The organism is Nocardioides sp. Leaf307 (assembly GCF_001423135.1).
In the GTDB taxonomy this organism is placed as follows: Bacteria; Actinomycetota; Actinomycetes; order Propionibacteriales; family Nocardioidaceae; genus Nocardioides; species Nocardioides kribbensis.
Window position 1 is genome coordinate 720,790 of sequence record NZ_LMNY01000002.1, and the last position, 12,831, is coordinate 733,620.

Sequence of the window (12,831 nt, forward strand, 5' to 3'; positions counted from 1 at the left end):
TCAGCCCCCCAGCAGCACGGTCACGACCGGGTCGCCCAGCGAGGCCAGCAGGGCGAAGTACCGGTCGGCCTGCTCAGGGCTCATCGCGAGGTCGAGACGCTGCTGGCCCGAGGCGGCGAAGCCCTCGGAGTCGGCGGCCACGCCCACCACCGAGAGGCCCTCGATGCGGCTCTCCTCGGCGTCGGCGCCTCCCGCCGCGCCCGCGTCGCCCTCCGCGAGCGCGCCGGCACCGTCGAGCACGTAGATGTCGACGACGACGCCGGGCCCGACCCCGCTCGGCACGAGCCCGGGGTCGACCGCGACGGGCACGACGCGCAGGTCGGCATCCCCGGCCGGACCGGTGGCCCCGCGCGGCAGCAGCTCCCCCGCCCCGATCCCCCGCACCAGGGTCAGGTCGGCCGGCAGCTCCTCGTCGGCGCTCCAGTAGCGCGCGAGGTCGGTGTCGTCGGCGAAGCGCACCCGCTGCGCCTCGAGGTCGCCGGCGTCGATCCGCTCACCCGGGCCGAGGTCGTCGGCGGCCGCCCAGACCGCGACCGTCTCGTCGGCCGCGGCCAGCAGGCGCGCACCGAGCACGACGGAGCCCGCCACGATGGCCACCCCGATCCACAGCCGCGGGTCGCGCCACCCCGGTGACCGCGTGCGCTGCGCGGCGGGCGGCGCGAGGGCCGCCGACGGCTGGGGTGGTGACGGAGTGCTCCCGAGTTTCCTGGCCACGGTGCCATCATGCCCAGCGGCGCCGGAGACAGACATCGTCTCTCCACAGGTCCGGACCACCGCTCGTGCCGTGCGTCGGAGGCAGGTGCGACGATGGGGCCATGGCGTCGCCTCGCTTCCTCACCCTCGCCGACGTGGCCGAGGTGCTCAACACCTCCAGCGCCCAGGTCTACGCGCTGGTGCGCCGCGGCGACCTGCCGGCGATCAAGATCGGCGGCCGCGGCCAGTGGCGCGTGGAGTCGGAGCAGCTGGAGCAGTTCATCGAGCGGATGTACGCCGAGACCCGCACGTTCGTCGACGAGCACCCCTACGTCGAGGCCGCCGAGCGCCCCGAGCCCTAGCGGTGGTGGTGCGTGGCCGGCCGTCGCCAGGCGGCCGACGCCTCCGGGGTCAGCCGACCTCGGAGCGCAGCACGACGTCGACCTGCCGCTCCTCGCCGCCGCGCTGCACGGTGAGCTCGATGGTCTCGCCGGGCTGATTCGAGCGGATGCTGACGATGAGGGCGATGCCGTCGGTGACGCGCTCGCCGTCGACCGCGGTGACCACGTCGCCCTCCTCCAGGCCGGCCTCGGCCGCGGCGCCGTCGGCCACGACCCGGCTGATCTCGGCACCGTCGCCGCCCTGCCCGCCGGTCTGCACCTCGGCACCGATCACGGGGTAGCTGGCCTCGCCCGTGCGCAGGATCTGGTCGGCGGTGATGCGCACCTGCTCGACGGGGATCGCGAAGCCGACGCCGATGTTGCCCGACTCCCCGCCCAGCCCGCCGCCGGTGGTGGCGATGGCGGAGTTGACGCCGACGACCTGGCCGAGCAGGTTGACCAGCGGCCCGCCGGAGTTGCCGGGGTTGATGGCGGCGTCGGTCTGCACGGCGTTGATGTAGGAGGACTGGTCGGCCGACTGGCCGGTCGTCACGGGGCGCTGCAGGGCGCTGACGATGCCTGCGGTCACGGTGGAGCTGAGGCCCAGCGGGGAGCCGAAGGCCACGACGGTCTCGCCGACGCGGAGCTTGCCGGACGCCCCGAGCGAGGCGGGCTCGAGCCCGGTGGCCTCCTCGCTGACGAGGACGGCCAGGTCGTAGACGGGGCTGCGGCCCACGACGGTGGCGTCGTAGCGGTTGCCGTCCTGGTCGACGATCTCGATCGGACCGCCGTCGTCGGCGGCGTCGGCCACGACGTGGTTGTTGGTGACGATGTGACCCTGCCGGTCGAGCACGAAGCCCGACCCGGTGGCGCCGCCGTCCTGGCCCTCGAACTCCGCGACGATCTGCACCGTGCTCGGCAGCAGGGCGTCGGCGACCGCCGCGACCGTGCCGTCCTCGGCGGCCAGCGGGGCCTCGGTGACCGTGTCGACGCCCGCGAGGCCGTCGGCGACGGTGCCCGGGGTGTCGTCGGAGCGCAGGTTCTCGTAGCCGACGCTGCCGGCCACGCCGCCGAGCACGCCCACCACCAGCGCGAGCACGGCGACCACGGGCCACACCCAGCCGCTCACGCGTCCCTTGGTCGTCGCGTGGCGCGCGTGCGGCTGGCCCGGGTGACCGCCGGGCTGGGCCGGCCGGCCTGCGAAGCCCCCCACGGGGAAGGGCGTGGTGCCGGGCGCGGGGTAGCCGCCCCACGGCTCGCGGTAGGGCGCCGGCTGCTGCTGCGGGGGCACCCAGGAGGGCGGGGTCGACCGGTCGGCGGGAGCCTCGTGGGGCGCCGGCGCCTGCCAGGACCCCGCCGGGTCGTGCGCGGCAGGAGGCAGCGGACCCACCGGCTGCGTGGGCTCGCCGTCGGCCTGGCCGTGCTGGTGCTCGTCGTTCACCGCACCATCATGACCGGTGGCCCGCAACCGCTGCAGGCCCGGAGGGGTGGACCACCGCTGCGGCCGGGCGCGAGCCGGCGCCGGTCGGGGTCGGCGCCGGTGCCGCTCGGCGCCGGTCCGGGTCGGTCGGGGTCGGTGCGGGCCAGTGCGGGTCGGCGCCGGTCGGGGTCGGCGCGGGTCGGGCTCGCTGCGGCTCAGCGCCGGTCGGGGTCGGCGGCGGTGGCCACCGACCAGCCCAGGGCGGGTCCGGCCACGGGGCCGAGCCCGGCGGAGGCGATCGAGGCCACGGTGGCGGGCGCGGGGTCGGCGGAGCGCGGCGAGGAGGTCGACGGGGACGCGGTGTCGACCGGCCGGTCGATCGAGGCCGCCGGCGGACGCCGGTCGCCGGTGGGCGCCGTGGCCGGCGCGACACCCAGGGCCAGCACCCCGAGCACGGCCGCCCCGAGGGCGCCGCCTCCCAGCGCGACGACGGCCGGGGCGCGACGCGACCGGGCGGGCGGGTGCGACCAGCCGCGCGGGGCGCCACCCGCGACGTGGTCGGCGCCGATGGCGCCCAGCGACGGGGCCGGCCCGGGCCCGGCGTACGGGGGGACGCCGAGGATGGAGCCCTTGAGCGCCGACGGCGCCGAGCCGGCCGGGTCGCCGGACAGTCCCGAGAGCCGGGTCTTGATCCAGCCCTCGCGCTCGACGAGGTCGCGGCAGGAGTGGCAGCTGTGCACGTGGGCCCAGGCGCGCTCCTCCTCCTCGCCCGACAGCTGGCCGTCGAGGAGGGCGCTGACGCGGGGGCCGAGGTGCCCGATCACCGCTGCGCCCCGCCGGAGACCTGCACCGCGACCGGCGGCGCGTCGGCGGCCGGACCGGAGTAGCGCAGGCGGCCGGCCGAGGGGGCGCGGTGGGACAGGGCGGTGCGGAGCATGGCGCGGCCGCGGTGGATGCGGGAGCGCACGGTGCCGAGCTTGGCGTCGAGGATCTGGGCGATCTCGTCGTAGGACAGGCCCTCGACGTCGCAGAGCACGACCGCGGCGCGGAAGTCGGGGGGCAGCGTGGCCAGGGCCCGCTCGATGTCGTCGTCGAACTGCTGGTCGGCGAAGGCCGCGTCGGGAGCCGGGGAGCTGCTGGTGAGCCGGTCGGCCCGCTCGTCGGAGAGGGCGTCGAAGCGGATCCGCTGCTTGCGACGCGCCTGGTCTAGGAAGAGGTTGGTGGTGATGCGGTGCAGCCAGCCCTCGAAGGTGCCGGGGGTGTAGGAGTCCAGCGAGCGGAAGACCCGCACGAAGACCTCCTGGGTGAGGTCCTCGGCGTCGTGGCGGTTGCCGGTGAGACGGTAGGCCAGGCGGTAGACGCGGTCGGAGTGGCGCTCGACCACCTCGTCCCAGCTCGGCACCTCCGGCGGCGTGCCGGACCCGACGACCGTGTCGTCGACCTGTCGAGCCTCCATCGCGGTCCCCTTCGACCTGAGCAGCATCGCGTCCTCCCCCACACCGTAGGGACCCTGTCTGAGGAAATCCTGTGAGCCGGTGCGCTTCGTGCCTCGCCCTGCTCAACGCGCTCGGGGGGCTGGGCGTTCCCGGCGCGGGTTTCACCAGCCGGCTGGCGAAACCCGCACCTGTCGGCCGACGCGTGGGCCGACAGGTGCGGGTCCGGGCCGACAGCTGTGACGGGTGGTGCCGGTGGTGCGGGCGGCGGGGCCGGCGGGTACGGCGGGCCGGGCGGCGGGACCGGCCGGGGCGGGCCCGCGCGCGGGGCGTCGCACCACCCGCACCGCAGGCGATAGGTTGGGCACCCCCACCGTGCCGCGCGGGGCACCCGCCCCGCCGGACCGTCCCTCAGGAGGCCGTCATCACCACCCCGATCACCGCAGCGAGCTGGTCCTACGCCGAGGCCCACGTCGCCGAGGACGAGGTGGTCTCCGCCGCGCGCGCCCGCGCCGAGGAGGTCGGCGTGGTCGCCATCAGCCCCGGCGGCGGCGCGGCCCTGCGCTTCCTGGCCTCGGTGCTCGACGCGCGCGCGGTCGTCGAGATCGGCACCGGCACGGGCGTCTCGGGCCTGTGGCTGCTGCGGGGCATGCGCTCCGACGGTGTGCTGACCACCGTCGACATCGAGGCCGAGCACCAGCGCCTGGCGCGCCAGGGCTTCTCCGAGGCCGGCATCCCCAGCCAGCGGGCCCGCACCATCTCCGGCTCCGCCCTCGACGTGCTCCCCCGCCTCACCGACGGCCACTACGACCTCGTCTTCTGCGACGGCGACAAGTCGGAGTACTCCGCCTACCTCGCCGAGGCCCTCCGCCTGCTGCGCCCCGGCGGCGTGGTGGCCTTCGACAACGCCCTGTGGCACGACAAGGTCGCCGATCCCGCCCAGCGCGACTCCGAGACCGTCGCCATCCGCGAGCTGGGCCGCGAGATCGCCGCCCACGAGGGGCTGCTCTCGGTGCTGCTGCCGGTCGGCGACGGCCTGCTGTGCGCCAAGAAGGTCTGGGACCCCGCCGCGGTCTGACCGACCCCGGACGCCGCTGGCGCCCGACCGCCCGCGCCCCCGACCCCGCGGGCCGGGCGGGCCCGCGCGCACCCCGGGCCCGCGCGCCGGTCCCGCGCCGGTCGGAGCCCGCGACGGGCCCGACCGCACGCACCAGCGCCGCCGGTCGCCGGGGGCGTGCAGCCCCCGGGCGGGCCTCAGGCCCCGCGCACCCCGGCGAGCGGGTCGTCGCCGCCCAGCCAGGCCAGCAGGGTGCGGGCACCGAAGCCGGTGGGGCCGGCGGTCCACTCGTGGAAGTCGGAGGGGGCGTCACCGGCGGAGGCGATGTCGAGGTGGGCCCACGGCACGTCGCCGACGAAGTGCTGGAGGAAGAGCGCGGCGGTGATGGCGCCCGGGCCCCCGCCCGCGTTGTCGGCGTCGGCGACCTTGGAGGCGATCTTCTCCTCGTAGACCTCGGCGAGCGGGAAGCGCCAGAAGGGCTCGCCCGCCGACTCGGCGGCGTCCTCGAGCGCACCGGCCAGGGCGTCGTCGTTGGCGAAGTAGCCGCCCGTGCGCTGCCCGAGCGCGACCTTCATCGCCCCGGTGAGGGTGGCGACGTCGACCATGGCGGCGGGCTCGATCTCGGCGGCGGCGTAGGCGAGGGCGTCGGCCATGACCAGGCGGCCCTCGGCGTCGGTGTTGGTGACCTCGGAGGTGCGTCCGCCCCAGTGACGCAGCACGTCGCCGGGTCGCACGGAGTCGCCGGAGACGGCGTTCTCGGCGGCGGGCACGAGGCCGACCACCCTGACCGGGCAGCCGACGGCGCCGAGCGCGGCCATGGTGGCGATCACGACCGCGCCGCCGGTCATGTCGCGCTTCATCGTCGTCATGGCCTCGCCGGGCTTGATCGAGAGGCCACCGGTGTCGAAGGTGATGCCCTTGCCGACGAGCACCACGGTCGGGGTGCGGCGCGACGCGCCGTCGGGGGTGTAGTCGAGCCGGATCAGCCGCGGCGGCGTGGCCGAGGCCTGACCGACGCCGACGATGCCGCCGAAGCCCTCGGCGACGAGCTCGCGCTCGTCCCAGACGCGTACGGCGAGCCCGGCCTCCTCGGCCGCGGCGACGGCCTGGTCGGCGAGCCAGGCGGGGCTCTTGAGGTTGGAGGGCACGGTGGCCAGCAGCCGGGCGCGCCACCCGGCGCCACCGACGGCGATGGCGCGGGCGAGCACGTGGGCCTCGGAGTCGGGCAGGTCGGTGAGGACCACCCTCTCGACGGGGCCCTGCGCGGGCGGCTCGGACTTCCAGTGGAAGACGAAGGAGCCCAGCATCAGGCCGACCACGAAGGCCTCGAGGCCCGCGGAGTCGGCGACGGCCGGCACGGAGGTGGCCACGGCCGAGCGACCCTTGGTCGCCCGGGCGAGCGCCGCGCCGGCGCGGCGCAGGTCGGTGGGGCTCTGCCTGCCGGTGCCGACGAGCAGGACCGAGCGGAGCTCGGCGTTGTCGGGGCCCCCCAGCGGCACCGGCAGACGGGTGATCTCTCCTGCCCTGCCGGTGGCCTTCTCGGCCTCCAGCAGGGCGATCAGGTCGACGCCGAGCAGCTCGGAGAGCTCCTCGGCGCCCGGGCCCAGCAGCAGCCGGGGCCCGGGGTCGTCCGCACGGCGCTCGCCGGCGTCGCGGTCGTCCTCGTCGGTCTGCAGGACCGGGAGGGCGACCACGTCGACGCCGAGGATCGCGTGGGGGCCGAGGTCGCTGAGCGCGAACCCCGGCGGGGTGACCTGGGTGGGGAGGGTGTGACCCGCTGTCGGAGCCGTCGTGGGGGGCATCAGCCGATCAGCCGACGACGTCCTTGAGGGCGTCGCCGAGATTCCCGGCCTCCTCGGCGTTGAGCTCGACCACCAGTCGGCCACCACCCTCGAGCGGGACGCGCATGACGATGCCGCGTCCTTCCTTGGTGACCTCCAGCGGACCGTCGCCCGTCCGCGGCTTCATCGCCGCCATCCGGCACCTCTTCCCCACATGTCGTGAACTCAGGTGTGCGCGCCGGGGTCGCGGGTGCGTCCCGGTCGTGCGTGACCATTATCCCCCATGGACCCTCCGACCGGGAGCACCGCCTCGTGGTTGGTCACGGCCGCGCGCTCGCGGACGCGGCTCGCGACCGTCCTCGTGCGCCGCCGCGCGGGCCTCCGCGCGGCGACCCGGTCCTCCCCCCGACGCCCGCCGGGGGCGGCCTCAGACCGCGGAGCTGACGTAGGCGTAGGTGAACACCACGACCCCCGCGGCCATGCCGAGGTGGGCCAGCAGGGAGAGCCACGGCCCTCCTGCCCACGCGTCGGAGGCGCCGTCCCCCGCGTGGCGCCCCTTGCTCGGCAGCCAGCGGGCCAGCAGCAGCAGCCCGGCGCCGGCCACGACCCACCAGAAGCCGAGCCCGACCACCCCGACCAGCGCGCTGCCGGGCGCGGAGTCGTCGGGCGACACCAGGAAGACCGTCCAGACGACCAGCGCGAGGACCCCGGCGAGCAGGTGCACCGTGAGCAGCCGGCGCGGCACGACGTGGCGCCCGCCCCCTCCTGCGGCCCCTCCGAGCCGCAGCCTGGTCAGCACGACGACGAGCGCCGCGAGGGCGGTCAGGACGTAGACGGCCGGTTCGAGCACGCGGGAGAGTGTGCCCTACGGCTGTGGGGCGTCGCCACGACCGTTCGCGGCCCGGTCGTGGCCACCGCCGTCGTACGGCGCAGCAGCGTCGCCGTCGGCGGGGCCCGGTCCCTCCGCGGCAGCGACCGCACCCGCGGCGGTCCCACCGGTCCCACCGGCCCCGTCGTGCTGGTCGGCGAGCTGGTCGGCGAGCCGGGCGAGCAGGGCGTCGACCTCGTCCATGCGGTAGCCGCGCAGGGCCAGGGAGAAGCGCACGCGTCGCAGGTCGTCGGGGCGCAGCGGTCCGGCCGCGGGCACGAGGGCGTCGGGCCGGTCGTCGTAGGCCGGGGCGAGCGGGGTGCCGCGGCCCGAGGCGACCACGGCGATCCCGCCCAGGAGGAGCACGCCGAGGACGGCGAGGAACCACATCACGACGCACGCTCCTCTCGGGCACGCACCATGAGGTCGACGGCCTCGTCGAGGTCGTCGGTGAGCACCATCATGTCGAGGTCGGCGGCGGAGATCTTGCCGTCGGCGAGCACGGTGTCGCGCAGCCAGGCCAGCAGCCCCGACCAGTAGTCGACACCGAGCAGCACGACGGGGAAGCGGGTGACCTTCTGGGTCTGCACGAGCGTGAGGGCCTCGAAGAGCTCGTCGAGGGTGCCGAGGCCGCCGGGCAGGACGACGAAGCCCTGGGCGTACTTGACGAACATCGTCTTGCGGGCGAAGAAGTAGCGGAAGTTGACCCCGATGTCGACCCACTCGTTGAGGCCGGACTCGAAGGGCAGCTCGATGCCGAGCCCGACGCTGAGGCCGCCGGCCTCGCTGGCGCCCTTGTTGGCGGCCTCCATGGCGCCGGGCCCGCCGCCGGTCATCACGGCGAAGCCCGCGTCGACCAGGCGACGGCCGAGCTCCTCGCCCTGGGCGTAGGAGGGGTGGTCGAGCGGGGTGCGGGCGGAGCCGAAGACGCCGATCGCCGGGCCGAGCTCGGCCAGCGCCCCGAAGCCCTCCACGAACTCCGCCTGGATGCGCAGCACCCGCCACGGGTCGGTGTGGACCCAGTCGGAGGGCCCGCGGGAGTCGAGCAGGCGCTGGTCGGTGGTGGAGCCGTCGACCTGGTCGCGGCGCTGGATGACCGGACCCTTGAACTTGTGCCTCACGCGCCCTGCTCCCCGCCCTGCTCCCCGCGCAGCCAGGCGGCGAGCTGTCGCTCGCAGCGCAGCACCTGCTCGACCGGCACGTGCTCCTCCTGCTTGTGGGCCAGGAGCGGGTCGCCGGGTCCGTAGTTGACCGCCGGCACGCCCAGGGCGCTGAAGCGGGCGACGTCGGTCCAGCCGAACTTGGGGTTGGCCACGCCGCCGACGGCCTCGAGGAAGGCCTTGGCGGCGGGCTGGTCGAGCCCGGGCAGCGCGCCGGGGGCGGTGTCGGTGAGGGTGACGTCGTAGCCGTCGAAGAAGTCGCGCACGAAGGCCTCGGCCTCGGCCTCGGAGCGGTCGGGCGCGAAGCGGAAGTTGACCTCGACGACGCACTCGTCGGGCAGCACGTTGCCCGCGACCCCGCCGCGGATGAAGACCGCGTTGAGCCCCTCGTGGTACTCCAGCCCGTCGATGACCGGGCGCCGCGCCTCGTAGCCGGCGAGCCGGGCCAGCACGTCGGCGGCGCCGTGGATGGCGTTGACGCCCTTCCAGCTGCGCGCGGAGTGGGCGCGCTCCCCGCGGGTGCGGACCTCGACGCGCAGCGTGCCCTGGCAGCCGGCCTCGACCACGGCGTCGGAGGGCTCCATGAGGATCGCGAAGTCGCCGGTCATCAGCTCGGGGTCCGACTGGGAGAGCTTGTGGAGGCCGTTGAACTCGGCGTCGATCTCCTCGGCCTCGTAGAGCACGTAGGTCACGTCGCGCACCGGCGCGGTCACGGTGGCGGCCAGGCGCAGGATGACGGCGTCGCCGCCCTTCATGTCGCAGGTGCCGAGGCCGTGCAGCAGGCCTGTGGCCTCGTCGAGACGGCTGGGCATGTTGTCGTTGACCGGCACGGTGTCGAGGTGGCCCGCGATCACGACGCGGTCGCCCAGGCCCAGGTCGGTGCGCGCCACCACCGTGTGACCGCGGCGCACCACCTCCAGGTGGGGCAGGGCGCGCAGCGCCTCCTCCACCGCGTCGGCGATGTCGCGCTCCCCCAGGCTGACCGACTCGATGTCGCACAGCTGGCGGGTGAGGGTGACCGCGTCGGCGGTCAGGTCGAGCACGGGGGTCGTCACGGGCGTCTGCGGCATGGCGCTAGTCAACCAGCCGGGGCGCGCGCCGGGCCCCGGCGGCGCGCGACGCCCCGGCGTACGCCGGGCGACCGGGCGGTGTCCGGACGCACCACGACCCCCGACGGCCGTCGGGGGTCGTGGTGGCTGCGCGCGAGCGGCGCTCGGTCGCGGTGGTCTCGGGGACCTCAGCGACGGCGCTCGCCCTGCTTGAGCTTGTCCTTGGCGAACTTGACCCCGAAGAGGGCCAGCAGCTTCCAGACCAGCCAGCCGAGCAGCTGGAAGATCGTGCGCTTGGGCTTGCCCACGTCAGCCCTTGAAGGCGTCCTTGACACCCTCGCCGGTCTTCTTGGCAGAGGCCGCGGCCTGGTCCTTCTTGCCCTCGGCCTCGAGCTTCTCGTTGTTGGTGACGTCGCCCACGGCCTCCTTGACCTTGCCGGCGGCGTCCTGAGCGGCGTTCTTGGCCTTGTCGGCGATACCCATGGCTACTCCTTCGTCTGTGGCCCAGGTCGGGCCTTCGGGGTGAGCAGCCGCGGCGGCCGCTCCGGTTGACTTACGTCGTAAGTCAGTTTCACCGTAGCCCCCCGGTCAAACGGGCGGCCCGGTCACCACTTCGACGAAAGCAGGACGCCATGACCGCCACCTCACCCCTCGGGTCCGGACACGATCACAACCACGACGCGATCCCGACCGAGTCGCGCCGCGACGTCGTCGACCGCGAGCGCGAGCGCTTCGGGGGCATCAAGCCCTTCGTCGCCTTCTTCGGCTGGCTCACCGCCACCGGCATGGCCGTGCTGCTGACCGCCCTCGTCGCCGCCGCCGGCGCCGGCGTGGGCCTGGTCTCCAGCGCCTCCGAGGTCGCCGACGCGGCGACCGGCAACGGCCTCCAGGCCGAGGAGATCGGCTGGGCCGGCGTCATCCTGGTGCTGGTCGTCGTCTTCCTCTCCTACTACTCCGGTGGCTACGTCGCCGGCCGCATGGCGCGCTTCGACGGCATGAAGCAGGGCTTCGCCGTGTGGGCCTGGGCCGTCGTGGCCGCGATCGTCGTGGCGATCCTCGGCGCCGTCGCCGGCTCGCAGTACGACGTGCTGGGCGACATCAACTCCTTCCCGCGCATCCCGGTCGACGCGGGCGACCTCACCCTGCAGGCCATCGCCGTGCTCGTCGGCGTCGTCGTCGTCAGCCTGGTCGGCGCCCTGCTCGGCGGCCTGGCCGGCATGCACTTCCACCGCAAGGTCGACCGCGCCGGCCTCGGTCGCTGACCCCAGCCGACCCCAGCCCCCCCCCCGCACCACCACCGCGACTCCCCCCGGTCGCGTGCTCCACCCCGTCGTCCGGGTCCACCCTCCCTCGCACGTCGCCACGTGCCGGAGGGTCGGCCCGGACGACGGCGTCACCGCGGTCGTCGCTACCGTGGAACCCCCAGCCGAGGAGCACCCCCATGTCGTCCGCCGAGCACCCCGACCACGACCGGCCCGTCACCGACGCGGCCGCGGTCGGCCCTGCCCCCGGCGACGGCCAGGAGCCCCCGCTGCCCGACGCCGACGCGGCCATCGTGGCCGGCGGCGCACCCCCCTCGGCCCGTGTGCCGCTCGACCGCGACCGGATCGTCTCCGAGGCGCTGGTCTTCCTCGAGGAGGTCGGTCCCGGCGGACTCTCGATGCGCCGTCTGGGCAAGCGCCTGGGCGTCGAGGCGATGTCGCTCTACCGCTACGTGCCGGGCAAGGAGGACCTGCTCGACGCCGTCGTCGAGTCGCTCATCTCCGGCATGTACGCCGATCCCGAGGTGCTCAGCACCCCCGACAACGGCTGGCAGGACTTCCTCCAGCGCATGGCCCACGGGGTGCGGCGCGTGGCGCTCGCCCACATCCAGGCCTTCCCGCTCGTGGCCTCGCGCCCGCCGGAGGCGCCGTGGCTGCGCCCGCCGCTGCGCAGCCTGGACTGGGTGGAGTCGTTCCTGGCCGGGCTGACCTCCGAGGGCTTCAGCGACGCGGCCGCGGTGGCGGCCTACCGCTCGTTCACCAGCTTCCTGCTGGGCAACCTGCTGCTCGAGGTCGCCTCCCACGGCGCCGACATCGGCCCCCTCGACGTCGTCGACGACGGCGAGGAGGACAACGAGGCGCTGCGGCAGCACCCGACGGTGGCGCGGCTGCGCGCCGACCTGGCCCAGGACCACTCGGCCACCGAGTTCGAGGAGGCCCTCGAGCAGCTGCTCGAGCGGATCGCGGCCACCAAGGTCGAGCTCGCCGACGACTGACCGGTCCCGGTCAGCCCTCGGGGGCGAACACGCAGAACTCGTTGCCCTCGGGGTCGCCGAGCACCGACCAGCGCTCGGTCTCCCACAGCCGGTGCGCGCCCGCGGCGAGCAGGGCCTCGACGTCGCCGGTGACGTCCCAGTGCACCCGGTGCGGCACCGTGCGGGGCTCGGGCACCGCGTTGAAGTCCAGCGTCATCCGCTCGTCGGCGGCCACGCCGGCCACGGTCCACCAGCCGCCCTCGTCGTGCACGGCCTCGGCCCCGAGGACGTCCGCCCACCAGCGGGCCACGCGGCCCGGGTCGACGCAGTCGACCCCGACGCCGTGCAGGCGCACCGCCGGCGGGTCGTCGCGCTCGAAGGCGCAGAACTCGTTGCCCTCGGGGTCGGCCATCACGTGCCACCCGAAGCCGGTGGCGGCGGGCCGCGAGAGCACGCGCGCGCCCAGGGCCACGAGCTCCTCGACGGGGCCGGAGTCGACGTCGAGGTGCAGCCGGTTCTTCGTCACGTGGGGCCGGTCGACGGCGTTGACCCAGATCGTGTGGCGCGGCGTGGGGCCGACCAGGTGGCGGTGCGTGGGGTCGTCGCGCTCCTCCAGGCCCGTCACCGCCGCCCAGAAGCGCGACTGCGCCTCCACGTCGACCGCGTCGAGGCACAGGTCCTTCCACGTCGCCAGCACCATGGGCCCACCCTGCCACGGGCCGGCCACGGGCCGGGGTCACCGGCCCGTGGGGCC

The 12,831-nt window shown here is 75.3% G+C and carries 16 protein-coding genes; 4 read left to right on the forward strand and 12 right to left on the reverse strand.

The features are described 5' to 3' along the window. The gene (locus ASF50_RS12605; protein WP_156718261.1) at positions 1-714 is read right to left on the reverse strand and encodes a hypothetical protein; all 714 of its coding nucleotides are present in this window, start codon (positions 712-714) and stop codon (positions 1-3) included. A gap of 101 nt (positions 715-815) precedes the next feature. Here ASF50_RS12605 and ASF50_RS12610 point away from each other — a divergent pair, with 101 nt between their 5' ends. Next, the gene (locus ASF50_RS12610) at positions 816-1,055 is read left to right on the forward strand and encodes a helix-turn-helix domain-containing protein (protein ID WP_056862290.1); all 240 of its coding nucleotides are present in this window, start codon (positions 816-818) and stop codon (positions 1,053-1,055) included. Between the two features lie 49 nt (positions 1,056-1,104). Here the strand turns inward: ASF50_RS12610 and ASF50_RS12615 are convergent, their stop codons facing one another. The 3 genes from ASF50_RS12615 to sigE all read right to left on the reverse strand — a co-directional run bounded on the left by ASF50_RS12615 (position 1,105) and on the right by sigE (position 3,949). After that, positions 1,105-2,514, reverse strand: coding sequence for a S1C family serine protease (locus tag ASF50_RS12615; protein ID WP_056904660.1), 1,410 nt, complete (start codon positions 2,512-2,514; stop codon positions 1,105-1,107). Positions 2,515-2,708: 194 nt separating this feature from the next. Continuing rightward, the gene (locus ASF50_RS12620; RefSeq protein WP_056904661.1) at positions 2,709-3,317 is read right to left on the reverse strand and encodes a zf-HC2 domain-containing protein; all 609 of its coding nucleotides are present in this window, start codon (positions 3,315-3,317) and stop codon (positions 2,709-2,711) included. Then, positions 3,314-3,949 carry an RNA polymerase sigma factor SigE gene (gene sigE / locus ASF50_RS12625; protein ID WP_056862877.1) on the reverse strand — a complete coding sequence of 212 codons (636 nt, stop codon included), beginning with the start codon at positions 3,947-3,949 and terminating at the stop codon, positions 3,314-3,316. Before sigE ends, ASF50_RS12620 begins: the two co-directional genes overlap by 4 nt. A 413-nt stretch (positions 3,950-4,362) precedes the next feature. Between sigE and ASF50_RS12630 the strand changes: the two genes are divergently transcribed. Beyond that, the gene (locus tag ASF50_RS12630; RefSeq protein WP_406603384.1) at positions 4,363-5,004 is read left to right on the forward strand and encodes an O-methyltransferase; all 642 of its coding nucleotides are present in this window, start codon (positions 4,363-4,365) and stop codon (positions 5,002-5,004) included. A 176-nt stretch (positions 5,005-5,180) separates the two neighbouring features. On the opposite strand, the gene ASF50_RS12635 is transcribed toward ASF50_RS12630, so the two are convergent. The 7 genes from ASF50_RS12635 to ASF50_RS18525 all read right to left on the reverse strand — a co-directional run bounded on the left by ASF50_RS12635 (position 5,181) and on the right by ASF50_RS18525 (position 10,324). Beyond that, a complete protein-coding gene (locus tag ASF50_RS12635) occupies positions 5,181-6,785 on the reverse strand; it encodes a leucyl aminopeptidase family protein (protein ID WP_056904662.1) in 1,605 nt (534 codons plus the stop codon). Between the two features lie 7 nt (positions 6,786-6,792). Next, on the reverse strand, positions 6,793-6,960 hold the full coding sequence (locus ASF50_RS18515) for a DUF3117 domain-containing protein (protein ID WP_082499897.1): 168 nt from the start codon (positions 6,958-6,960) through the stop codon (positions 6,793-6,795). 231 nt (positions 6,961-7,191) lie between these two features. Continuing rightward, positions 7,192-7,614, reverse strand: a complete 423-nt coding sequence (locus ASF50_RS12640; protein ID WP_056904663.1) for a hypothetical protein — start codon at positions 7,612-7,614, stop codon at positions 7,192-7,194. Positions 7,615-7,629: 15 nt separating this feature from the next. Then, a complete protein-coding gene (locus ASF50_RS18520) occupies positions 7,630-8,022 on the reverse strand; it encodes a DivIVA domain-containing protein (RefSeq protein ID WP_082503151.1) in 393 nt (130 codons plus the stop codon). Then, entirely contained in the window at positions 8,022-8,753 is a 732-nt protein-coding gene (locus ASF50_RS12650) for a TIGR00730 family Rossman fold protein (RefSeq protein WP_056862284.1), read from the reverse strand. Before ASF50_RS12650 ends, ASF50_RS18520 begins: the two co-directional genes overlap by 1 nt. Beyond that, complete coding sequence (dapE, locus tag ASF50_RS12655) at positions 8,750-9,862, reverse strand: succinyl-diaminopimelate desuccinylase (RefSeq protein WP_056904664.1); 1,113 nt, start codon at positions 9,860-9,862, stop codon at positions 8,750-8,752. The genes ASF50_RS12650 and dapE overlap by 4 nt, the downstream gene beginning before the upstream one ends. 288 nt (positions 9,863-10,150) lie before the next feature. Beyond that, the gene (locus tag ASF50_RS18525) at positions 10,151-10,324 is read right to left on the reverse strand and encodes a CsbD family protein (protein ID WP_082503152.1); all 174 of its coding nucleotides are present in this window, start codon (positions 10,322-10,324) and stop codon (positions 10,151-10,153) included. A 149-nt stretch (positions 10,325-10,473) separates the two neighbouring features. Between ASF50_RS18525 and ASF50_RS12660 the strand changes: the two genes are divergently transcribed. Together ASF50_RS12660 and ASF50_RS12665 are read left to right on the forward strand one after the other, a co-directional pair. Beyond that, positions 10,474-11,103 carry a hypothetical protein gene (locus tag ASF50_RS12660; RefSeq protein WP_056904665.1) on the forward strand — a complete coding sequence of 210 codons (630 nt, stop codon included), beginning with the start codon at positions 10,474-10,476 and terminating at the stop codon, positions 11,101-11,103. 179 nt (positions 11,104-11,282) lie between these two features. After that, on the forward strand, positions 11,283-12,098 hold the full coding sequence (locus ASF50_RS12665; RefSeq protein ID WP_082499895.1) for a TetR/AcrR family transcriptional regulator C-terminal domain-containing protein: 816 nt from the start codon (positions 11,283-11,285) through the stop codon (positions 12,096-12,098). 10 nt (positions 12,099-12,108) lie between these two features. Here the strand turns inward: ASF50_RS12665 and ASF50_RS12670 are convergent, their stop codons facing one another. Next, positions 12,109-12,777 (reverse strand): VOC family protein, encoded by a 669-nt coding sequence (locus tag ASF50_RS12670; RefSeq protein ID WP_056862281.1) that lies wholly within the window; start codon positions 12,775-12,777, stop codon positions 12,109-12,111. Positions 12,778-12,831: the final 54 nt, after the last annotated feature.